This window comes from Chryseobacterium sp. T20, from assembly GCF_047345655.1.
Taxonomy (GTDB): Bacteria; Bacteroidota; Bacteroidia; order Flavobacteriales; family Weeksellaceae; genus Chryseobacterium.
The window spans coordinates 1-21,800 of the sequence record NZ_JBLFDU010000014.1 but is presented as its reverse complement, the minus strand read 5'-3'; the positions used below and the strand labels follow the sequence as shown (position 1 = coordinate 21,800).

The 21,800-nt window shown below is 34.3% G+C and carries 21 protein-coding genes; 11 read left to right on the top strand and 10 right to left on the bottom strand.

The window, feature by feature from the left end:
• Positions 1–20 precede the first annotated feature (20 nt).
• Genes ACMA47_RS22275 through ribA form a run of 4 tightly spaced genes read left to right on the top strand, consistent with a single transcriptional unit; the run spans position 21 to position 1,936 of the window.
• Positions 21–236, top strand: a complete 216-nt coding sequence (locus ACMA47_RS22275) for a twin-arginine translocase TatA/TatE family subunit (RefSeq protein WP_034695724.1) — start codon at positions 21–23, stop codon at positions 234–236.
• Between the two features lie 15 nt (positions 237–251).
• On the top strand, positions 252–866 hold the full coding sequence (locus ACMA47_RS22270; protein ID WP_034695722.1) for a DUF4254 domain-containing protein: 615 nt from the start codon (positions 252–254) through the stop codon (positions 864–866).
• Complete coding sequence (locus tag ACMA47_RS22265; RefSeq protein WP_253316416.1) at positions 863–1,321, top strand: hypothetical protein; 459 nt, start codon at positions 863–865, stop codon at positions 1,319–1,321. Before ACMA47_RS22270 ends, ACMA47_RS22265 begins: the two co-directional genes overlap by 4 nt.
• Positions 1,322–1,339: 18 nt before the next feature.
• On the top strand, positions 1,340–1,936 hold the full coding sequence (ribA, locus tag ACMA47_RS22260) for a GTP cyclohydrolase II (protein ID WP_079240315.1): 597 nt from the start codon (positions 1,340–1,342) through the stop codon (positions 1,934–1,936).
• Between the two features lie 244 nt (positions 1,937–2,180).
• Here ribA and ACMA47_RS22255 read toward each other — a convergent pair whose 3' ends face one another.
• Entirely contained in the window at positions 2,181–2,729 is a 549-nt protein-coding gene (locus ACMA47_RS22255; RefSeq protein ID WP_413931546.1) for a hypothetical protein, read from the bottom strand.
• A gap of 116 nt (positions 2,730–2,845) precedes the next feature.
• Between ACMA47_RS22255 and ACMA47_RS22250 the strand changes: the two genes are divergently transcribed.
• From ACMA47_RS22250 to ACMA47_RS22230, 5 genes are all read left to right on the top strand, one after another.
• On the top strand, positions 2,846–4,549 hold the full coding sequence (locus ACMA47_RS22250) for a glycoside hydrolase family 3 protein (protein ID WP_413931545.1): 1,704 nt from the start codon (positions 2,846–2,848) through the stop codon (positions 4,547–4,549).
• Between the two features lie 26 nt (positions 4,550–4,575).
• Positions 4,576–5,724, top strand: a complete 1,149-nt coding sequence (gene bshA, locus ACMA47_RS22245) for an N-acetyl-alpha-D-glucosaminyl L-malate synthase BshA (RefSeq protein WP_034695707.1) — start codon at positions 4,576–4,578, stop codon at positions 5,722–5,724.
• A gap of 27 nt (positions 5,725–5,751) precedes the next feature.
• Positions 5,752–7,008 carry a DUF2851 family protein gene (locus tag ACMA47_RS22240; protein ID WP_413931544.1) on the top strand — a complete coding sequence of 419 codons (1,257 nt, stop codon included), beginning with the start codon at positions 5,752–5,754 and terminating at the stop codon, positions 7,006–7,008.
• Positions 7,009–7,102: 94 nt separating this feature from the next.
• Positions 7,103–7,324 (top strand): PspC family transcriptional regulator, encoded by a 222-nt coding sequence (locus ACMA47_RS22235; RefSeq protein ID WP_034695702.1) that lies wholly within the window; start codon positions 7,103–7,105, stop codon positions 7,322–7,324.
• A 3-nt stretch (positions 7,325–7,327) separates the two neighbouring features.
• A complete protein-coding gene (locus tag ACMA47_RS22230) occupies positions 7,328–7,840 on the top strand; it encodes a GNAT family N-acetyltransferase (RefSeq protein WP_413931543.1) in 513 nt (170 codons plus the stop codon).
• A gap of 53 nt (positions 7,841–7,893) precedes the next feature.
• On the opposite strand, the gene ACMA47_RS22225 is transcribed toward ACMA47_RS22230, so the two are convergent.
• From ACMA47_RS22225 to ACMA47_RS22210, 4 genes are all read right to left on the bottom strand, one after another.
• Entirely contained in the window at positions 7,894–8,628 is a 735-nt protein-coding gene (locus ACMA47_RS22225; protein WP_076596918.1) for an SIMPL domain-containing protein, read from the bottom strand.
• A gap of 79 nt (positions 8,629–8,707) precedes the next feature.
• Positions 8,708–9,520, bottom strand: coding sequence for a carboxypeptidase-like regulatory domain-containing protein (locus ACMA47_RS22220; protein WP_413931542.1), 813 nt, complete (start codon positions 9,518–9,520; stop codon positions 8,708–8,710).
• Positions 9,521–9,535: 15 nt separating this feature from the next.
• The gene (locus ACMA47_RS22215) at positions 9,536–10,354 is read right to left on the bottom strand and encodes a hypothetical protein (protein ID WP_413931541.1); all 819 of its coding nucleotides are present in this window, start codon (positions 10,352–10,354) and stop codon (positions 9,536–9,538) included.
• Between the two features lies 1 nt (position 10,355).
• On the bottom strand, positions 10,356–11,102 hold the full coding sequence (locus ACMA47_RS22210) for a hypothetical protein (protein ID WP_413931540.1): 747 nt from the start codon (positions 11,100–11,102) through the stop codon (positions 10,356–10,358).
• 182 nt (positions 11,103–11,284) lie between these two features.
• Here ACMA47_RS22210 and ACMA47_RS22205 point away from each other — a divergent pair, with 182 nt between their 5' ends.
• Together ACMA47_RS22205 and ACMA47_RS22200 are read left to right on the top strand one after the other, a co-directional pair.
• Positions 11,285–14,425, top strand: coding sequence for a UvrD-helicase domain-containing protein (locus ACMA47_RS22205; RefSeq protein ID WP_413931539.1), 3,141 nt, complete (start codon positions 11,285–11,287; stop codon positions 14,423–14,425).
• A 133-nt stretch (positions 14,426–14,558) separates the two neighbouring features.
• Positions 14,559–14,783 (top strand): hypothetical protein, encoded by a 225-nt coding sequence (locus ACMA47_RS22200; RefSeq protein WP_413931538.1) that lies wholly within the window; start codon positions 14,559–14,561, stop codon positions 14,781–14,783.
• Between the two features lie 72 nt (positions 14,784–14,855).
• On the opposite strand, the gene ACMA47_RS22195 is transcribed toward ACMA47_RS22200, so the two are convergent.
• From ACMA47_RS22195 to ACMA47_RS22175, 5 genes are all read right to left on the bottom strand, one after another.
• Positions 14,856–15,365 carry a ferritin gene (locus ACMA47_RS22195; protein ID WP_002981834.1) on the bottom strand — a complete coding sequence of 170 codons (510 nt, stop codon included), beginning with the start codon at positions 15,363–15,365 and terminating at the stop codon, positions 14,856–14,858.
• 127 nt (positions 15,366–15,492) lie between these two features.
• The gene (locus ACMA47_RS22190; protein WP_034695675.1) at positions 15,493–15,942 is read right to left on the bottom strand and encodes a hypothetical protein; all 450 of its coding nucleotides are present in this window, start codon (positions 15,940–15,942) and stop codon (positions 15,493–15,495) included.
• Between the two features lie 187 nt (positions 15,943–16,129).
• Positions 16,130–17,125 carry a hypothetical protein gene (locus ACMA47_RS22185; protein ID WP_413931537.1) on the bottom strand — a complete coding sequence of 332 codons (996 nt, stop codon included), beginning with the start codon at positions 17,123–17,125 and terminating at the stop codon, positions 16,130–16,132.
• Positions 17,126–17,264: 139 nt separating this feature from the next.
• Positions 17,265–19,916: a 4-alpha-glucanotransferase gene (locus ACMA47_RS22180; protein ID WP_413931536.1), complete on the bottom strand. Its 2,652-nt coding sequence runs from the start codon at positions 19,914–19,916 to the stop codon at positions 17,265–17,267.
• A 126-nt stretch (positions 19,917–20,042) separates the two neighbouring features.
• Positions 20,043–21,209 carry a T9SS type A sorting domain-containing protein gene (locus tag ACMA47_RS22175; RefSeq protein WP_413931535.1) on the bottom strand — a complete coding sequence of 389 codons (1,167 nt, stop codon included), beginning with the start codon at positions 21,207–21,209 and terminating at the stop codon, positions 20,043–20,045.
• Positions 21,210–21,800 lie beyond the last annotated feature (591 nt).

Genomic DNA, 21,800 nt, shown 5'->3' with positions numbered 1-21,800 from the left:
CTTTGCAAAAATTTTAAGAGATGAATACACTAACAATACTTGCCTTATCTTGGCAACACATCCTTATCGTAGCAATACTTTTGGTATTACTTTTTGGAGGAAAGAAAATTCCGGAATTAATGAGAGGAGTAGGTTCAGGAATCAAAGAATTTAAAGATGCGGTAAAAGAAGAAGACAAACCAGGTTCTGAAAATAAATCTTCTTCAAACAACAATAATAATTCTTCTAGCAACTAAAATTCCTTAGAATTAATGAAATTTACTGAGACTGCATGGAAAGTCTTCAATCAAGCTATTGAAGACTATCACGTGTCTGATGACGTTAACACTCTAATTAATAACCCGTTCGAAAAAGATAGTTTGGAACGGATTTTGTATGCAAAGAACTGGATTGATACCGTTCAATGGCATTTGGAAGATATAATTAGAGATGAAAATATTGATCCGGCAGAAGCTCTTCAACTGAAGAGAACAATAGACGCCTCCAATCAGAAAAGAACTGATCTGGTAGAATATATTGACGGCTGGTTTCTTAATAAGTTTGAAAATATAACTCCTAAACCTGAAGCAAAAATAAATACGGAAACTCCCGCTTGGGCAGTAGACAGGCTATCAATTCTTGCATTAAAGGTTTATCATATGTCGTTAGAAGCTAATAGAGAATCCGCTTCTGAAGAACACAGAAATAATTGCCAGGCTAAACTGGATGTTCTGCTTACTCAGAAAGAAGACCTATCAACTTCTATAGATCAGTTGCTTACTGATATTGAAAACGGTAACGTTAAGATGAAAGTGTACAAACAAATGAAAATGTACAACGATGAAAGTCTTAACCCAATCCTTTATCAAAAAGGGCAACAGAAATGAAACGACTATTTTTCTTTGGAGTACTTATCATATTAACATCTTCCTGCGCAACGGAAAAGCTTAATCTTTCTCCGTTGTCAAATAATTTTTATAGTGATGCTAAAGGGTCTGATTCAGACAGAAGCTCAAAGAAGAATTTCAATATCAATATCAAACAGAATGTAAATGCTTCTGAAATTTCAAACATGATCTCTACTTTTCCCAAGTTTAAAAACAACGGATTAAATGATGAGATTACCAGTTTGAAATACAGTCTTCAGAATTATTTATATGCTATTGATGCCAGCAATTCTGCAGGAAAAGGCAGAGCCCTTAAAAGCTTCGAAAAATCATACAAAAAAATTCAAAAGCTAAGGCAAAATCTTGACAGAGACGACGATGAAGTTCTTAACAGATATCTGGTGCGTTTAAAAACCAATATTTCTGTTATTGAAGATACTTTGCCAGGAAGTTAAAAACTAATTGAACTATCAATGATTAAAATTCAGGCGGAAGCCAATGTTCCCACAGAGCACGGCACTTTCCGAATGATAGCTTTCTCCGAAAACGAAAACGACTGGATGCCTCATATGGCCATTGTTGCTGAAAATACAGATTTTTCAAAACCGGTCAATGTTCGTTTCCACTCAGAATGTATTACCGGAGAAGTTTTCCATTCAAAAAAATGTGAATGCGGCCAACAATTGGATGCTGCAATGAAATATATCCATGAAAACGGTGGAATTATCATCTACCTTCGTCAGGAAGGAAGAAACATCGGGATCATCAACAAACTGAAGGCATACTCACTACAGGAAAAAGGTCTGGACACTGTACAGGCTAATCTTGAACTGGGACTTCCTGCAGATGACAGAAACTTTGGCGTAGCCATTGAAATTCTGAATCTATTGGATATAAAAGACATCAACCTTCTGACCAATAATCCTGAAAAGGTAAAATATGTTGTAGACAGCAATATTCACCTTAATTCAAGAGTACCGTTACAGATTCCTGCGAATGAAATAAGCAAAGGATATCTGCAGACAAAAAAAGATTTCTTTGGACATCTTCTGGATGACAATGATAACTAGATAAAATAAAAGCCTCAGAAATTCTGAGGCTTTTTTATTGACCCTTTTTCGGCTCATACAAACCAAAAATCACCTTCTGAATATTTTCTGGTTCCGAAAGATTATAATAAGTAAAAACACACTTACATTAAGAGCTTAATTACAGTGCTCAAATCTCCCTTACCTTTAATAATAAATCAAAAGCCCCGGAAGATATTCTCCCGGGACTTTTTTAATTATAAAAAACTGAAAAGATATTTCTAAATTATTTAGTCTTAATTTTAGACTCGTCGATATTATAATATTTGATTACACTCTTATAATCATTATAATCTACAGCAGTACCTTTAGCCATCTTTGCACCACCTGTTCCTGTACCATTTGCAGGAAGAATAAGAACTCTGAATTTTTTATTCTGATAGTATGATGGATTAGCTGTTAAGCTAAATGTATTGCTAGAATTAATATTAATAGTAGCAGCATACTTACTGAATTCATAAATATAATCTACAGCGTCATTATTGGCATTCCCTACATAATAAGTATAGGGTAAAAGTTTCCATACAGGAGAATCTCCATCCATTCCAATCTGCATATAGATAAGTACCATATCGGATTGGATTAATGGCTTGTTAAAATCATCACTCCATCTGTAAAGATTATCATTAACTTTTGTAAAAGTAGGAGATATATCAAATGATTGGTTTATGGTATCATAATCTGTTCCCTGTACTACAGTATCATCACTATTATCACAGCTATACGCAGTAAAACCTACAGCTCCCAGGAATAAGAAAAGAAGTATTTTTTTCATTTTTAGTAAAGTTTAGTTATTATTTATATTGCGTATTCAAATCATATACCAAAAATCTCAAAAACTTTGTTTTCCTCACTTTTTTAATTGTATTTTTGTTCTTATTCAAAAAAGTCATGAAGAAATTATTATATACTTCACTCTTTATTGTCGCATTGATAAGCCCTAAGGTGAAAGCCCAGTATCAGCCAAAAAATGCTTCTAAAGAAGATGTAAAAAAAGCTCAGCAATGGGTTGATAAAACATATAAAAATCTTTCTCAGGATGAAAAACTAGGACAGCTTTTTATTGTGGCATTATATACCAATAGAGGAGAAGAGTATATCAGCCAGGTAAGAAATATTGTTACGAATGATAAAATAGGCGGTCTGATCTTAATGCAGGACGATGCCGCAAGGGAAATCAATCTGGTCAATGAATTTCAGCAAAAGTCTAAAGTTCCTTTGATGATTGGTATGGATGCAGAATGGGGAATTTACCAGAGAATTGCTACCGCTCACAAATTTCCATGGGCCATGACATTAGGAGCTATTCAGGATAAAAATCTTGTGTATCAGATGGCTGCAAAAATTGCAGAGGATTGCAAAAGAATGGGAATCAACTGGGATTTTGCACCTGTAGTAGATGTCAATACCAATCCTGATAATCCGATTATCGGGAACAGAAGCTTCGGATCTGAAGTGAATAATGTAATCACCTCTGCCCTATCCTATTCCAACGGTCTTCAGGATAACAATATCTTAGCAGCAATCAAACACTTCCCGGGTCACGGAGATACCAGCACAGATTCTCACCTTGATCTTCCTGTAGTTTCTCACAATATTGACAGACTTAACACCGTAGAGCTAGCTCCATTCAAGGCATTAATGAATAAAGGAATCGGCGGCGTAATGGTGGCACACTTATACGTTCCAAGCTTAGAATCAGGAAAGGGAATTCCGGCTTCTGTTTCTAAAAATATCATTACGGGATTATTGAAAGATAAATTAGGCTATAAAGGTTTAATCATCACTGATGCCTTAAACATGGGTGCTGTGGCTAATAAATACCAACCGGGTGAACTGGATGCTATGGCCTTTAAAGCAGGAAATGATATCATGCTTTTCTCACAAGGTGTTGCTGAAGGTAAAAAATTGATTCAAAAAGCAATTGATAAAGGAGAAATTTCTCAATCCAGAGTGGAAGAAAGTGTGAAAAAAATCCTTTTAACCAAATATTTCCTTGGTCTTACACAATATACTCCTAGAAACCCTGAAAATATCAATAAGGATTTAAATAATGATTCTCATATCCAATTGGTACAGAATCTTTATTCCAATGCATTGACTTTAGTAAAGGATGAAAAGAAATTACTACCTCTGACAGGAAAACAGATTTATTATGTTCCTCTTGAAGAAGCTTCTTATCAGACTTTTGCCAACAGATTGGGTAACAATGTTATCATTAAAAAAGCAGGAGAAATCAATACAATTCCTGCCGGTTCTACAGTTATCGTAGGTTTCCATAAGGATAATTCAACAGCTTATAAGCCATATAAAATCTCAGCAGAATCTAAAAAAGTACTTGCTGATCTTACCAAAAAACAAAATGTTATATTGAATGTATTCGGAAGTGCTTATGCATTAAAGGATATTGACATCTCAAAAGTTTCAACCGTTCTTGTTTCTTACGAAAACAATGATGATTCTATGAATGCAACTGCGGACGCTTTCAACGGAAAAACAAAAATATCGGGAAAACTTCCTGTACTGGTTAATGATCAGTTGAAACCAGGAATGGGTATAGATCTTCCTATGACAACCTCAACAAAAACCAAATAATACAAAATTAAAACAACAATAATCTAATGAAAATAGGCATACTTTGCTATCCCACCTATGGAGGAAGCGGAATTGTAGCAACAGAATTAGGAATGTCCCTTGCCAATAAAGGATATGAAGTACATTTCATCAGTTCTGCACTTCCTGCAAGATTAGATATCACCAACCCGAATATTTTCTTTCACAGGGTAAATGTTCAGACGTATCCCCTTTTCCAGTATCAGCCTTATGATATTGCGTTAAGCTCGATGATCTACAGGGTTGTCAATCTTTACAAACTGGATCTTCTTCATGCACATTATGCCATTCCTTATGCATATGCTGCTTTTACGGCAAAACAAATGCTTAAGGAAGACAATAATGATATCCCGTTGGTTACTACACTGCACGGTACAGATATTACCCTTGTAGGCCAGCACCCAAGTTATAAACACGCAGTAGAATTTTCGATCAATCAGTCTGATGCTATTACTTCAGTTTCTGAAAGTCTGAAAAAAGATACCCTTCAGTTTTTCAATATCAAAAAGGAAATTCAGGTAATTACCAATTTTATTGATAATTCTGAATTTGACGACTGCTCTGAATGCCAGAGAACCCAGTTTGCCAATCCTGATGAAAAAATTCTGATCCACGTATCCAACCTTCGTCCGGTGAAACGTGTAGACGAAGTTCTTCAGATTTTTAAGAATGTGGAAAGAAAAGTTAAATCTAAGCTGATCATCATTGGTGAAGGTCCTGATATGGAAAAAGTAAATCAGTTTCTGGAAGAAAACCCGGATCTTATTTCCAAAATCCGCCTTTTAGGAAAGGTGAATGATCTTTATAAAATCTTACAGCTTTCGGATGTATTTCTTCTGCCTTCTGAACAGGAAAGTTTCGGTCTTGCAGCTTTGGAAGCCATGGCAGCTTATACACCGGTTATCAGTTCCAATGCAGGTGGAATTCCTGAGGTGAATATTCAGGGAGAGACCGGTTATCTGGCTGAAATCGGAAATGTGGAAGCTATGAGCAACTACACCATCAAGTTGTTAAGCAATGATGAACTTTTAGCCAAAATGAAGCAAAATGCGAAAGATCAGGCAATAAAATTCGATTTGAAAAACATTCTTCCTATCTATGAGAAAATGTATAGAACAACCATAGAAAATTTTAATAAGGAGCTGACGAAAGTATAATATTTCTGTTATATTTACGTCACACTTATGACGGAAAAACTACTTCAATATCTTTGGAACTATAAGGTTTTCAAACATTTTGACTTCAAAGATATTGAAGGAAATTCCGTTGAGATCATCCATTTCGGAAAATGGAATAAAAATGCAGGTCCGGATTTTCTGGATGCTAAAATCAAAATCAACGGCTTACTTCTCGCAGGAAATATAGAACTGCATGTCTGTTCTTCAGACTGGATTTTCCACAATCATTCCCAGGATCCCAATTATCAGAATATCATTCTTCATGTTGTATTTCAGCACGACATAGAAATTCATGAACTTACCGAAAAACAGGTTCCTACGTTGGAACTTCACAATTATATTGATGAAAATATCGTATGGAAATATGAAAAGCTCATTAATGGAGACGAATTTATTGCCTGTGAAAAGATTTTTGATCCGAAAAAAATACCTGTCAACTTTCATGAAGAGAATATCCTGAAAAAACTGGATGAAAAATCTTCAGAGCTTGAACAGAGTTTATATCTATACAAAAATAATTTTGAGGCTGTTTTATTTCACAGTTTTGCTTACTCATTCGGTTTAAAAGTAAATGCTGCTATTTTCCGGCAGATTGCAGAAAGTATCGATTACAGTATTATCAATAAAATCCGTCAGAATCCTCTTCAGCTTGAAGCTTTATTATTCGGAATTTCAGGATGGCTTGAGAAACCACAGGACGGGCAAATGAAAATATGGAAAAGAGAATTCGATTTCATTAAAGCCAAATTTTCCATTCCTGATTTAAAACTCCATCCTAAGTTTTTAAGATTAAGACCTCCCAATTTCCCAACAATTCGTTTGTCTCAATTAGCAGACCTTTACCAACATCAGAATTTATTTTCAAAGATTATGGAAGCGAGAAGTGCAGAACAACTCTACTCCATTTTCAAATCTACAAAGGCCTCTGAGTACTGGAATTGTCATTTTAATTTTGGGAGTATTTCTAAAGTACAGCCTAAAACATTGAGTAAAGATTTTATAGATCTTCTCATTGTAAACACGGTAATCCCTTTACAGTATGCCTATCACAGATATCATCAGGAAGATATTGCAGACGAAATTATTGAGCTTTACAAGACTGTTGCCGCAGAGAAAAATACCATCATTACAAGCTGGAAAAAGCTTGGATTACAGGTTACCAATGCTCTGGAAAGTCAAAGTCTTATTTATCATCATAAAACCTTTTGTGAACCGAAAAACTGTTTATCCTGTGCCATCGGATTCAAACTTTTAAAAGAATAACGGGATCCGAACTGGATATAGCATTCAAAAAGCTTTGTCAAAAAAAATTCTTAACTTTGAGTATTAGATTTAATTCTTAAAAAATAATCTGAAAATGCTGAGTAATATCCGTCATAAAATGGAAAGAGAATGGTTTGGTGTACTGACTAGAACGGGTGCCAAGCTGGGAATTCCTGTTTCTAAATTGAGAATTTTCTTTATCTACTCTACTTTTGCAACGGCCGGATTTTTCTTTCTGATCTATTTAGGATTGGCATTTACCCTTTGGATTAAAGATATTTTCATCACCAGAAGACCTAGTGTCTTTGATTTATAATTTATGGAATTTTTACCGATTACTTCTTCAGAAGATCCTAGCGTTCAGGAAATCTATACTTCTTACACAACAACTTTTCCTGTAGACGAACAAAGAGATAAAGATCAGTTTGAAAGTTTATTTTCAAATCCTTATGTAGAATTCATGTCTGTTATCCACGAATCGGAAGCTATCGGCTACCTTATCCTGTGGAAGCTGAGTTCTTTTGTTTTTGTAGAGCATTTTGAAGTGTTTGAAGCATTCAGAAGTAAAAAATTAGGTTCTCATATTATGAATCATTTATCTGAAAGCTATCCAAGTATTATCCTGGAAATTGAACCTGCAGAATTGAGTGAAGATGCTTCAAGGCGTTATTCTTTTTATCAGAGAAATAATTTCAGCTTGATTGATACCACTCATGTACAGCCTAGCTATGGTGAAGGAAAGAAATCTTTGAACTTATGGCTGCTTGCTAACTACACTCCTGAAAATGTGGAGGAAGCTAAAAAAGAAATTCATAAAATTATTTATGCTTAAAATATAAAACGCCGGAAAGCTATTCCGGCGTTTTTCTTTTACTGATATTTATATTAATTTACTTCGTACTCCAGTTTGATGGTAATACTGGCTTCTTTTTCTTTGGAAGAGGTATTGAAAGTTCCGCCATAAGAATAGTCTTCATTGGAATTGGGTGCCGTAATCTGAATTACACCCATGGTTGCCTTTTTCAGATTTCCCAGACTACTCCCCGAGTTTTCCGCAATTTTTTCGGCACGTTCTTTTGCATCTTTTGTGGCACTGGCGATCATTTCCTGTTTCACTGTAGCCAGTTTGGTATAGAAATAGGCTGGTGAAGAAGAAGTGAATTCAATTCCCCGGTTGATAATTTCAGTAATATTTCTGGATAGGTTTTCTATTTTTCCCACTTCTTTACTTTCAATAGAAACCTTTTGTGTAAGATTATATCCGGAGAATTCTCCCTGAACATAGTTCCCGTTTGAATCATTATAGCTTCTGAACTGCTTCTGAATATCTACCGAAGAAAATACGATCTCCTTCTGTTGTATTCCTTTTGAAAGCAGATAGTCATTGATTACTTTTCGATCCATTGCCAGTTCATCATAAGCAGATTTCAGGTCTACATTATTTTTGGAAAAACTTCCGGACCAGGTGATCAGATCTGATGTAAACTGTTTTGTTCCTAATCCTGTTACGGAAATGGTATTTTCAGATTTATTTCTGTTTTTAATAGCATTTCCTAAAAACCCGAGGCCAATGACAAAACCTAATGCTGCAATAGCTACTGCAAAAATGTTTTTATTCATAAAATTTGTGAATTTGGATTGTTACTTCATACTGTATCAATTTCTATTCCAATATTTTAAGAATTTATTAACATTCAAATTACTTTTGATTTTGCTCCAATCTCTCTATAAAAAGAGGAGCTGTTTCTTCCAACCTCAGCATAACACCGGAAAGATTTCTTGCTTTTACATACGTTCGTACCTGAGGTTTTGCTAGAAATGAAAACTGAATAAATTCTGAAATTCTGTCACTAGGAATTCCGGCTTTGATAAAATATTCATCATCTATTCTGTCCCGAACCCAGGCGATATGTTGCTGAAGATCATCATATCTGTATTGTCTTTTCTGTCTTCTGGCTTTTCCGCTAATCAGATCATATACTCCCTGAACATTGAGGTTTCCTAAAAGTATTGGTAAAAGAACACTTTTCACTTCTGCCGGCTTCTCTCTCATTTTTCCTACAGGCTGCGGAAGACCAACGGCATCTCTTACCTGCTCTCCTTTATCTACTTTGGCTACTATCCGGGAATCTGTTTCCAGATCTCCGGTGAGTTTTTTTACAATTTTTACTTCACCCACATCTCTCGGAATCTGGCGAAGTGTAATAAATAGAGGTAAGTTATTACCATTGATAAGAACTCTTCTGGAGACTCTGTTGAAATCTTCTTTTACAAATCTTAATTCATCGTTAGGATTGGCATCAATAGAAAATATACCTTCAGAATCAGAATATACTTTCTTATCAGTAGACATATTAATCACGATCACTTTACTCAGATTTTCGCCATTGTCATCCACTATTCGTCCCGTTACTTTCTGTTGGGACAAAACAAAACTACTGCAAAGGAGCAGCAGGAAAAGAAAAATTTTTCTTTGCTTTAATGTTTCAATATTTTCAGTGATATAAGCCAACTTTTAATGTATATATTATTCTTGAGTTCCTTCTAATTTATGGGTTTTACTATATTCCCCGAAGGCAACTTTAAGTTCATATTCAACAACACTGATACTAAAATCTTTTCGGTATCTTTTCGCCAATGAACGCGTTTTATCAGCATACAGAAGAAATGCATCAATCTGTTCTTCATCCATTCCGTACTTTTTCAGGAAATTCAGGTTCACTTCATTTCTTACTCTCCTCAGGAAATCCTGTGTTTCATTGTAATTCGCTTTGGTAATTTTAGGTTGTGTTGCCTTCTTTACCAAACCTGATACAGCATTAAATACGCCAAACAGATTTACCTGGCCCACATTAAAATCATGGCCTGTAAAAGTTTTTGATATAGCATTATTAGGTAAGGGTTGATTCAATGGACTTCTCATATAATCCTCCATATCTGATTTTAAGGCCTGAAGTTTTCTGGATTCATTATAGTGCTGATTATCTTTTGCCAGATTTCCGGTAGGTTTGTACTTAATTTTAACCTCAGGAATTTGAATTTCTATTTTCTTCAGAATAATATTGAATGGAGCATTGATCTCTTCTTTGGTCATTTTTTTATCAACACGATAATATCCTTCTTTTACAAATCTGATCTCATCATTTTCTTTGGCTTCAATTTCAAAATTCCCGGACATATCACTTAATGTGCTTTTATTCCCGGAGATATTAACAACGAGTACAGGTGCTAAATCCAGTTCATCTCCTGTTATTACCTTCCCTGCTATTTTTTGTTGTCCCCACAATATCGAAGTGATACAAAAAAGCACAAATAATACAACTCTTTTGATATATCTTATTTCCATATTATCTTTGAGTTTGTGGAGCACGATAAGATGAAATTCTTGTCAGGACAAAACGCTGAAACCTGTTCAGATCTGCATCACTACAGAATCCATATTTCAGGATCTTTTTCCTTTCAAAACCACCTGCAAAAACATAATAAATAAAATGGTCTATCAGAGGTTTCTCTATTTTAAGATTGATAAAATAATCATCACCAAGGCTTGCTCTGATGTACTTCATTAAATCTACATCATCCCATTTATTTTTAACTTTTCCTATAAAAAATCCTTCACCCTTCGGTTGCACAAATTCTCCAGGTTTTGCGGCCAATATTCTCGGATCTGATTTCTGAGCAATATACTGATCCATTTCTTTGATCAGTTTTTCAACCTTTTTGGGTTTATTATAAAGTTTTGAATCAATTTTAAGGTTTCCGGTAAGCCCTTGTTTTACTTCCACTTCAGGAATCTGAATGGTCTGGCGAACCATACCTATATTCATAGGAGATTGGGTATTTTCCTGAGAAACTCTTTTTGTAAGACGCTCATAACCTGCTTTTATAAACCGTAATTCATCTCCCTGTCTTCCGGAAATCATAAAATGACCATCCCGGTTTGAAACCACTATCTCGTCTGTTCTGATATTGACAACATTCACATCCTGCATTTCACTACCACTTTCTGAAATGATCTTACCAAATATATAACTTTGGGCATGGGTATGGATAAAAAGAATAAAGGATAAGAAAAAGAATAGTTTAAGTTTCACGGGCTATTTTTTATAAAGCAAAGCTAAAATTATTTTTAATTTATCCCATAAGTTTAACCACAGTTAACTCGTTTTAATATTTCTTTTTAATTTTTGCCTTCTAAACTGTTAAATCAGTGGATTAAATTGTTAAAATTTCTTTTAAATTTTAGCTAACTTGCAGTCTCAATTCTCTTTCAACAATGCAAAATTCTTACACAGTCATCAATGCTTCTGCCGGATCCGGGAAAACATATGCCCTGGTACAAAGGCTTCTGATGATCTGTCTCCGCTATCCTAATCAACAGCAGTCGATCAGGAATATTCTCGCACTGACTTTCACCAACAAGGCAGCCAATGAGATGAAGGAAAGAATTTTATCCTGGTTGGGAAATTTCTCAGCGAAAGAGTATGCTGAAAATACGGATCTGAAAAATATCCAGAAAGCATTTGAAGAACAAGGGCTGAAAATTACCATTGATGAGCTTCATCACCGTTCTAAAAAATTACTGGACTACGTTCTCCACAATTATTCCACACTGAATATCGGAACGATTGACCGTTTTAACTCAAGGTTGGTAAGAAGTTTTTCTTATGAACTGGGACTGGCGAAAAATTTTAATCTTGAAATTGAAGCTGAGCCGTTTCTGATAGAAGCTGTTGATAAAATGCTGGATCAGATTGGTGAGAATGAAAACATCTCCAATTCTTTCATGGATTATGTAGATTACAGTCTTGAAAATAATGAAAGGATTAATCTTAATAAAAACCTTTATGATTCTGCGAAGGAATTTGTAAAGGATATTCACTATGAACATCTGAAAAGCAATAAAAGTTTTGACGATGCCAATTATGAAAATATAAAGAATACACTTCGTAAAGAGATTGTTCTCAACAAAAAACAGTCTGCAGAACTGGCTGCCGGTTCTATTGAATTATTCAAATCAAGAAATATTGATATTGAAGATTTTGCTCAGGGTAAAAACGGAATCGGAGGCTTCTTTACTAAGGTTATAGATTTTTATCAACAGAAAAGAGCTGGTTTTCCTTTTCCTACTACGCAGGAAGAATCTGTTATCAATAATTACAGAAAAGGAGCGTCTTCAAAATCGAAACATAAAGAAGCTGAAATTTTCGAAATCCTTGATCAGCTTCTCGACAACAGAATGAAACTTATCATTCTGTATATTGAAACCCAAAAGAAAGAGAAAGTTTTATCTGCTCTTCTTCCTTTAAAGGTCAATAAAGATATTCAGGATGAGCTCCAAAAGATTGAGGAAGAAAATGATCTTGTTCTTCTTTCTAAATTCAATATTCTGATCAATGAAAATCTTAAAAATGAACCTTCGGCTTTTATTTATGAAAAAGTAGGTTCACAGTTTCAGCATTATTTCTTTGATGAGTTTCAGGATACATCGGAACTGCAGTGGCAGAATTTTGTCCCGCTGAGAGATCACAGTGTTTCTACAGAATACACTTCATTTACATTGGTGGGTGATCCCAAGCAGAGTATTTACCGATTCCGTGGTGGAGAAAGTAAACTGATGCTGGACATTATCAACAAAAAAGAGTTTTCACCTAAGGAAGCAGATCTTCTGGTATTAAAAGACAACTGGAGAAGTGCGAGAAACATTGTACAATTCAACAATGAGCTGTACCGTTTTCATTCTGAAGGACTACTTGAAGAGCATAAAAATATTTTCGGGGAAGATGCTGAGCAAAATCCAAAATCCAAAATGGATGGACGTGTAAAGGTAAATCTGATTGAAAATCTTACGAATGAAGAATTCTATACAGATACTTCAGAAAGAATGCGAAAAGATATTCAGGAATGCCTGGATAATGGTTTCAAGTTTTCTGACATTACGATTCTTTGCCGTGGAAATTTTGATATTTTCAGTTATTCTCAAAAGCTGGGAAGTTTAAAGGTTAAGTATAAAGGAGAAGAAACCAATATTAAAACGATTTCTGATAAGGGTCTTACGTTGGAACTTTCCAATACCTTAAAAGCGGTTATTGAATTTCTTCGCTGGGAACTCAATTCAAAGAATAAACATTGTCTGATTATGATGATGTATCATCTGAATACATTGGGAAAAATTGATATGCCGGATTTCACTTTAGGAATGAAAGAAATTCTGGATATTGAAGGCCATGAAGAAATTCTGCAGTTTATTCAGCAAAAATATTCTTTACAGCTTAAACAGGATAACTTCCCAAGATTCAATCTTTATAATTTCATTGAATATTACATCAACGAATTTTCTGTTGAAAATAAAGAAACAGACTTTTTACTGAACTTTCTGGAAATGCTTTTCAACTTTACGCAGAATGCAGGTGCAAGTACCAAAGAGTTTCTGAAATATTGGGACGAAGAGGCTTCATCATATACCATTCAGGCTTCAGAAAATATTGATGCTGTCCAAATCATGACGATCCATAAGTCTAAAGGGCTGGAGTTCCCGATTGTTTTTATCCCTATGATGAACAAAAACCGGGACAGTGAATTTACCAACTGGTTTGACACGAATGAAAATGATGCTTTAAAATCCGTCAATATCAACCAATTCAGCAAAAACCTGGAAGCTTATGATGATGAAATTCTGTTTTTCAACAGTAAAAATGCTTATAAAAATCTGATTGACAGATTATGTCTTCAGTATGTTGCTACGACAAGACCTGTTGAACAGTTGTTTTTTTATCTTCAAAAGGCCAATAAAACTTCCAATAATCTTGAGCTCCTGGAATTCCTTCAGACAAAGAATCCGGAACAGGCTGATGAGTTTGACGTTTATGCTGTAAATCCTGAGATGCTGAAGAAATATTCAAAAGAGAAAAGTTCTTCTTTTAAAACCCAGAATATTGAGAATCTGAAGAACGTTAATGAAAAAAGTACTTCTATCAAGATTGCAACGCCTTCAAAAAACTATCAGGTACGAAATGAAAAGGTAAGAATCGGGCTTTTTGTGCATGAACTTTTGTCGAAAATCAATACCGAAAAAGATATAGTGAAAGTATTGGACGGATATGCTTTGGAAGGGCAGATTACACTGGAAGAAAAAAATGAGATACAGCTTACGCTACAGGAAATTGTCAGAACTTATGCAGAATTCTTTGATGAAAAATGGGAAGTAATCAATGAAAAAGATATCATGATTTCTGAAAGGGGAGAAAGCCATATATTCAGGCCAGACCGTATTCTAAAGGACGAAGAAGGATATATCATTGTTGATTTCAAAACCGGTGAACAAAAAGCAAAGGATGAAGCACAGGTAGAAGGATATAAAAATATTCTTGAACGTCTGGGCAAAAAAGTACTCAAAACTCAGATTATCTATCTATAATTTAAACATTCCCAAAAGGTTAATATTATAATTCTTGTAAAAAAAACCTTCAAAATAGAAAAGGTTTTATTATTTTTATTCAGTACGAATAAAATATAGCCTTTCATTATATTTTGATTACAACTAACCAACCATGAGAATATATTTAACTTCCCTTGTAATAAGTCTGATTATGATGTTGTTTTCCACAATGGTCATTTATCATATTGTGGATTATTTAGATTCATCTGCTACAGAAGATAACCGTCATTATATGTCTACTGAAAACATTGCCAACTCATTGTTTCTGAGTTTTGTATTGGGAGCAATCGTTTTTATTTCTGCAGTGAGAATACAAAGACCTTCGTATAAGAAATAACGATATGATCATATAATAAAAAAACCGCTATTCCTGAGGATAACGGTTTTATATTTTGAAGAATTTTCAATCTTAAGCGGTTGTATCAGGAGTAAATACTCTCTGAGACAATTCCTGATCAAAAAGGTATAATGCAGATGGATTATCGCATACCATTTTGATTTTTGTTACGTATTGAGAAGCACTTGCTTCTTCTTCTACCTGTTCGTTGATAAACCACTGCAGGAATGATGTTGTTGCAAAATCTCCCTCTTCATTTGCATTTTTTACAATATTGAAAATACTTTTAGTTACGATTTTCTCATGTGCTAATGCCTTTTCAAAAATATCTGTTGCATTTTCGAACTCATGGGGTGGTTTTGGAATTTCTCCGATGATAATTTCACCTCCTACATCATTCAAATAATCAAACATTTTATCTGCATGCATCAATTCTTCTTTGCTCTGTACTCTGAAATAGTTGGCAATTCCATCCAGATCTTTTCCAGAAAACCATGCAGACATTGAAAGATAATATTGAGCGGCGTATTGTTCGTGGGCAATTTGTTCGTTAATTAATTTTGCAATTTTTTCGCTAACCATAAGTATTAAATTTATAGTCAAAAATAGGGAATAAAAGCCCGAAATCAAAAGTTTTAAAGAAAATTAATACAAAAAGGATGGAAAACTATCCATCCTTAACACATTAAAAAACTAAAATTACAAACTGTTATTTTACTTCAGCAGTTCCCGTATTCATTGGCTTTTTCATCATTCTTCTTTCCTTCATTGCCATTTTCATTTTCTCTGCTTTAGCTTTTCTGTCAGCCTGCCATTTATCATATTGATCAGGAGTAAGGATTTTTTTCATATCAGTATCCATCTGTGCTCTTTTGGCCTGCATTTCCTGCATCTTAGCTTGTCTGTCTACTTTATTTTTGTCGAATTCCGCCTTCATTTCAGCTTTTCTTTTATCCTGAAGTGCCTTTATCTGAGCTACCTGAGATGAGTTAAGATTAAGGTCTTTTTGCATCTGGTCTAAACGTTCCTGTTGTTTCTGTTCCATTTTCTGCTTCATTTCAACCGCTCTTGCCTGTCTGTCTTGTGGAGTTGTAGTCTGTTGTGCCATTGCAAAACCTCCCATTCCGATAAATGCTATTGCTAAAACTAATTTTTTCATCTTTTTAAAATTTAATTAATTGTTATTTTGTTATTATATCTTTTTGATTATGAATTAAAACACAAGTTAAATTGACAAATTCATAAATAATGTTAAATTTTAATAAAAATAAATCAATAAAACAACAAAAAAAAGGGCAGATTATAAAAACCTGCCCTTCACACCACTTAAATATAATATATGAAAATTAATTCCTTACTAAACTGCCTCTAAAACCGCCACCGCTATTACCACGGTTCTCTTGTCTTGGTGCAGAATTTTCAGATTTTTGTCTGAAACCTCCATTATTTCCTCTGAATCCGCCATTATCTTCTCTTTTAGGAGCTTCTCTTCTTACTTCACTGTTCCCTCTGAAACCACCTCCATTATTATTTCTGAAGCCTCCGTTATCAGAGTTACCTCTGTTTCCTCCATTATCAGAATTCCCTCTAAAGCCGCCTTCATTGCTATTTCTGAAACCACCATTATTCTCATTTCTGAAACCGGAATTATTGTTATTTCCGTTATTTCCACGGAACCCTCCTGAGTTTCCATTGTTTCTTGTGTTTCTGAAACCGTTATCTGGTCTGCTGTCTCTTCTGATAATATCAAAAGTAGGATTATCCATTCTGCGGAATCTTGATCGGTCTACCCTGTAAATATTGATATTAATATTTCTATATCTTGGCATTACAGTATATCTCGGTACGTAATAAGTTCTTCTGTAATTCTGGAAATACACTATCGGACTGGATCCTCTATAATAGTTATTCTGGAAAACTACAAATACTCTTGGTCCTAAAATTCTTTCCAGAGCATAAAATCTGTCATAATACCATCTGTCCGGATTATATCTGTAGAAATTATTCCATGCTGTAAAACTTGCATACAGATTATTCAATCTCATAATCTGGTCTACCTGCCATCTGCTTAATCTGTTCTGTACGAAAAATCCGTTCCAGTCTATATTAATAATACTTCCTCTGTAGTCGTTATAATAGCTTTGGTAATAATTACTTGGATAATAGTCCTGAGGATAATTGTAATAATAATCGTCAGGGAAATAATTTCTATCATCTTGATCACTGTAATAACCTCCATCATTCTGATAATAACCATCATCATCCCAACCATTATTCGGATACTGCTGAGCTGACGTTAAAACGCCTAACCCAAAAGCTAATCCCAAAAATATTTTTTTCATCTCTATAGTCGTTAATTGGTTAATATATAGCAGAATATCTTAATTCTATCTTTTTGATACAAATAAAAAAAAGAAGTTAAATCATAAGATCAAACTTCTTTTAAATTATTTATAACTAATTGATAATCAATTGTTAAATTTACATCCTTCCACTATCTTTTACCCAGTGAGCAATTTTATTGTTGAAAGATTTCTGCTCTTTCAGGTCTTCAAGTTTGATATGCATTCTGTAGCGCCAATAATGGGGGAAAACTGCAGGATTGTTGATTCTTTCGTTATCCATTTTCTTATTGGTAAGTTCTGCATCTGTCGCCAGAAACTCCTGAATCGGGAAAATAGCCAGCATCGCCTCATTATATAAATGCTGCTTCATGATGATCTCTGCAAGATTAGGATTGAGATCTTCAGGAGCTTTTCCGTACTGTATCAGCTGTTGGTTGTAATATTTCTGTGTCAATACAGGATCTTCTTTCCACCATTGTCTCAATGTTGAACTGTCGTGAGAAGAGGCTGTCACCACATTCATATAATTGGCATTCTTAGGATTATAGAATGGAATATTTTCAGAAGGCATTCTCTGTACTTTAAGGGCTATAATAGCCAATTCATCCATCACAATCGGTACGCAGGCAGGAACCATTCCCAGGTCTTCACCGCAGATCAGCATTTTAGTAGCATTCAGGATAACCGGAAGTTTCTCCATGGCCTTTTCAAACCATAAGTGATCCTGTCTTCTGAAGAAGTAATCATGGTACAGATCATAAATACTTTTCTGTTCTGATTCAGGAAGGTATTGATAAGATTCCGTATTGTAAACATTGAATCTCGGATGGTAAACTGTTTTCCCATTTCTTTCTTCAGTTAAAAACAAAACGTTGGCACAAAGGGAAACTAATTTTTCTTCAATAGAATTATGCGGTTTTTTCTTAAAGAAGTTAACGAGTTTTCTCTGGGTATCAAATTCTTCTTTGAAAGTATAAGTACCATCTTCATTACGGTTCATAAACTCAAGAGCTTTTCCGCTTTCTGATCCAAAATAATCCCATAAGATCTTATTGTTGATAAAAGGTTTACAGTACCTGTCAAAATTGAACGGAATCTGCCAAGCCTTAAATTCCTCCGCTACAATAGGAACAGCCGGATAGAAGTACCCTAAAATTCCCTGCACAGCAGAAATCGGCATTCTCCATATTCTGAAGAACCCTAAAATATGATCAATTCTCATGGCATCAAAATACTGTTCCAGTGCTTTGAACCTGTTTTTCCACCATTTGTAATCGTCTGCTTTCATCGCTTCCCAATTGTATGTTGGGAACTCCCAGTTTTGACCCAGTTCAGTAAACTGGTCAGGAGGTGCACCAGCCTGGAAATCCATACCGAATAATTCCGGTTCTGTCCAGGCTTCTACAGAATATCTGTAAATACCAATGGGAAGATCTCCCTTCAACGAAACTCCCAGGTTATGGGTATAATCAACAGCATCTTTCAGCTGTACATGCAATTGATATTGTACCCAGGCATGAAGCATTGAGGTATCGTAATCTTTATTTTTCGTTGTAAAAAACTGTGAGATCTTTCCTGCAATATACTTTTTGTGGGTCTTCCACTCGTTGAAATTAGGTGTTTTATATTTGTCTCTCAAAACACAGAACGCAGAATAAGGAACAAGCCAATATTCATTATCCTTGATGAATTTTTTGAAATTTCTGTCTTTATAAATTTTGTCTTTTTCCTTGTTGAAAACAGCGGTAAGATATTTCCACTTACCCTCTATCATTTTTTCATAATCAATCAGATCCAAAGAATTTAACTTCTCTTTTTCAGACAGATACTCTTTAACTAATTCCTTCGGTAAAGAATAATCAAGGCTTTCTAAAGAAATATACTGTGGATGCAAAGCATATACGGATACAGCTGCATAAGGATAAGAATCTGTCCAGGAATAATTAGCCGTTGTATCATTGATCGGAAGAATCTGAATAATTCCAAGATTAGTTTCTTTGGTCCAATCTGCCAGTTTTTTAATATCTGTAAATTCTCCCACTCCAAATCCGTCTTCGCTTCTCAAAGAGAATACGGGAATTGCTACACCGGCATCATGATACATCTGATATCCTTTAAACCTGAAATAATGGTTGGAAACAACCTGCAAAACATCAGATAATTGGTTAGCTACCGTGAATCTGTTTTCTCCGGTTTCTACGTCTATAACCCTATTTTCTTTAGTATCGTAAATACAATATTTGAATTGGATAAATTCATTCTCCGGAATTTCAACAGAAGCTTCCCACATTCCAAAATCTGTCTGATTCAGATGAACCACTTTATCATAACTCCAGTTTCCTAAAGATGCTGTACTTCCGAAAAGAACAATCCTCCAATCCGGATTATAAATAGGAGTTTCTATTCTAAAGAGATGGGTATGTTTTTTTAAAACAGTAACTTTTTCAGGAATAAAGTCGTGCAGTTTATTGTAAAGAATTTTGTTATTTAAATAATTCTCAGGAAAGTTTTTGTTATTCCATTCATCAAAAATGATAAACTCCTTATAATTATGTGGAAAACTCAAATGATGTCCCACGAATTCTTCCCTTAATACATTTCCTTTTTCATTCACTACGCGATAATGATAGGAAATGAATTTTGAAAAATAGTCTACTTCACATTTCCATAAACCATTCTCCGCGTAAAACATTGTATGGACATGTAAGGTATTCTCCTCTTCACCAAATACCAGCTGCAGGTTTTCTCCAGCATTTACAATATATCCTACATTAAAGTATAGTTTCATCTATATTTTTTTATAAAAGTACATTTTAATATCGAAAAATAAAACTTATTGGATATCAAATAATCATTAAAAAACCTTCTCAAAATAATTTGAAAAGGTCTTTATATACTGATTTATAGCACTCTATTATCTTGTAACTAAAATCTTTTTATTGAATATAACTTTTCCCGATTCATCAGTAATATTTACAATATAAGCTCCAGTCACCAATCCTTTAAGATATACTTTTTCATCTAATGAACCTTCTTTCACAGATAGGTTTTGAGTCATTACATTTTTACCAGCCATATCAAAAATATTCAGTTTAATGGAACCTTTTACATTGTTATTAACATGAACGTTGATATAGTGTTCATCAACTCTTGTTGGATAAATATCAAGATTCGCAGCCAGAGTATTTACTGTTGAAGATTTATCATTAGCAAAATATTTACTTGCTAAATCATAAATATGAAGTCCTTGTTCTCCCGGAAGTTGTTTAGCTTGTAAAGTTGTCAGATCAACCTCATATAAAGCACCTCCTTTTGCACTAGCTACTACAACTTTTCCTTGGGCATTTACAGCAGAACCATTGACTGAATAGTTATCAGGAATCCCTGCAATTTTACCTATAAATTTAGCTTTCAAATCTTTGGTCAAAACTTTGAAGACATTTCCTGAAGCTGCAAAAACATAGAAGTTATTATCTGCATCAGCAATCATATCACCACCAAAACCGGTTTCCATTGCAGTAAATGAATTTCTGCCATTTGAAGGATCATCTTTAATGATTCCAAGATCATTTACATTGTATTGTCCGGCTTCTTTTCTGATTTCTAAAAACTGTGTTCCGGCATTATTTACAGCATAAATGTTTCCGTTATATCCAGTTGCCATTCTTGTGATATGAGAATTAATATCACATGATGATACTCTTGCCACATTATTTTCCACTAAGGTAATTTCTTTTGTCTTTGGATTCAAAACATAAATATTCGAAGAAAACATAGGCATGTATACCAGATTATTATTCGAAGAATCATAAGCAAGAGCAGCTAATGTTACGGCTTGAGAGTGATTGTAAGAATTTTTGTCTTCCGCTACAACTCCTTTTCTTGTCTGAGAAAATACTTTTGATGAAGATTCAGCAGTAAAAAACTTCTCTCCTGAAGTTCCGTTAGTTCCGTCAATTGCGCGAAAATCATTAAACGTAATACTTTGGGTATCTTTTCCTGTAATCGCAAAGAAATCCTGTTGTGCTTGGGCATTCACACCTAATAACAGTAAAAATAGAGGGAATAAATGTTTTTTCATATTATATATTTTTAGATTCGTAATCGTTTTTATCTTACTAAGTTACATAATTTTTAAATTAGAAATTAAAAATCCCTGGTATTTGAATAAAAATTAACTGAATAAGAGCACATCAAAATAATTCAGCCAGCTTTCCATAGTTAGATTTCAAAAGAAGGAAACAGATAGAATAATAAATATGGTAAAGAAGCGGATGGATACACCTCCATTTCATTTATACCATTCCTTAGGAACACCGCCTTTGATTAGAATAGTTTTGTTAAGTGTAAATGCTTTGCATAGACTCCTACGGAGTGACATACTGGGTAGAATAAAGAATAGTATTGAAGGTAAAGACCCATTCTTGGTTAAAGGAATAGAAAACAGGGCTGGAAGCCGGAGGAAGAAAAAAACAGATAGATGAGCTAGATTGCTTATAACCCCGCATCTATTATCTATTATCTATTATCTATTATCTATTATCTATTATCTATTGCTCATTACTCATTGCTTATGTATCTGTTGGGATAGGTATAACAAAAAAACCTTTATCGTAAAGATAAAGGTTTTTTAAAAATAAAATAAAAACTGGCGGCGGCCTACTCTCCCGCG

What these genes read in the sequence shown, in the direction of transcription:
- bshA (WP_034695707.1), top strand. Translation starts at nt 4,576, where the DNA reads ATGAAAATAGGCATACTTTGCTATCCCACCTATGGAGGAAGCGGAATT.
- ACMA47_RS22215 (WP_413931541.1), bottom strand. Translation starts at nt 10,354, where the DNA reads ATGGAAATAAGATATATCAAAAGAGTTGTATTATTTGTGCTTTTTTGT.
- ACMA47_RS22175 (WP_413931535.1), bottom strand. Translation starts at nt 21,209, where the DNA reads ATGAAAAAACATTTATTCCCTCTATTTTTACTGTTATTAGGTGTGAAT.
- ribA (WP_079240315.1), top strand. Translation starts at nt 1,340, where the DNA reads ATGATTAAAATTCAGGCGGAAGCCAATGTTCCCACAGAGCACGGCACT.
- ACMA47_RS22240 (WP_413931544.1), top strand. Translation starts at nt 5,752, where the DNA reads ATGACGGAAAAACTACTTCAATATCTTTGGAACTATAAGGTTTTCAAA.
- ACMA47_RS22255 (WP_413931546.1), bottom strand. Translation starts at nt 2,729, where the DNA reads ATGAAAAAAATACTTCTTTTCTTATTCCTGGGAGCTGTAGGTTTTACT.
- ACMA47_RS22185 (WP_413931537.1), bottom strand. Translation starts at nt 17,125, where the DNA reads ATGAAAAAAATATTTTTGGGATTAGCTTTTGGGTTAGGCGTTTTAACG.
- ACMA47_RS22235 (WP_034695702.1), top strand. Translation starts at nt 7,103, where the DNA reads ATGCTGAGTAATATCCGTCATAAAATGGAAAGAGAATGGTTTGGTGTA.
- ACMA47_RS22270 (WP_034695722.1), top strand. Translation starts at nt 252, where the DNA reads ATGAAATTTACTGAGACTGCATGGAAAGTCTTCAATCAAGCTATTGAA.
- ACMA47_RS22275 (WP_034695724.1), top strand. Translation starts at nt 21, where the DNA reads ATGAATACACTAACAATACTTGCCTTATCTTGGCAACACATCCTTATC.
- ACMA47_RS22230 (WP_413931543.1), top strand. Translation starts at nt 7,328, where the DNA reads ATGGAATTTTTACCGATTACTTCTTCAGAAGATCCTAGCGTTCAGGAA.
- ACMA47_RS22190 (WP_034695675.1), bottom strand. Translation starts at nt 15,942, where the DNA reads ATGAAAAAATTAGTTTTAGCAATAGCATTTATCGGAATGGGAGGTTTT.
- ACMA47_RS22250 (WP_413931545.1), top strand. Translation starts at nt 2,846, where the DNA reads ATGAAGAAATTATTATATACTTCACTCTTTATTGTCGCATTGATAAGC.
- ACMA47_RS22200 (WP_413931538.1), top strand. Translation starts at nt 14,559, where the DNA reads ATGAGAATATATTTAACTTCCCTTGTAATAAGTCTGATTATGATGTTG.
- ACMA47_RS22205 (WP_413931539.1), top strand. Translation starts at nt 11,285, where the DNA reads ATGCAAAATTCTTACACAGTCATCAATGCTTCTGCCGGATCCGGGAAA.
- ACMA47_RS22180 (WP_413931536.1), bottom strand. Translation starts at nt 19,916, where the DNA reads ATGAAACTATACTTTAATGTAGGATATATTGTAAATGCTGGAGAAAAC.
- ACMA47_RS22225 (WP_076596918.1), bottom strand. Translation starts at nt 8,628, where the DNA reads ATGAATAAAAACATTTTTGCAGTAGCTATTGCAGCATTAGGTTTTGTC.
- ACMA47_RS22195 (WP_002981834.1), bottom strand. Translation starts at nt 15,365, where the DNA reads ATGGTTAGCGAAAAAATTGCAAAATTAATTAACGAACAAATTGCCCAC.
- ACMA47_RS22265 (WP_253316416.1), top strand. Translation starts at nt 863, where the DNA reads ATGAAACGACTATTTTTCTTTGGAGTACTTATCATATTAACATCTTCC.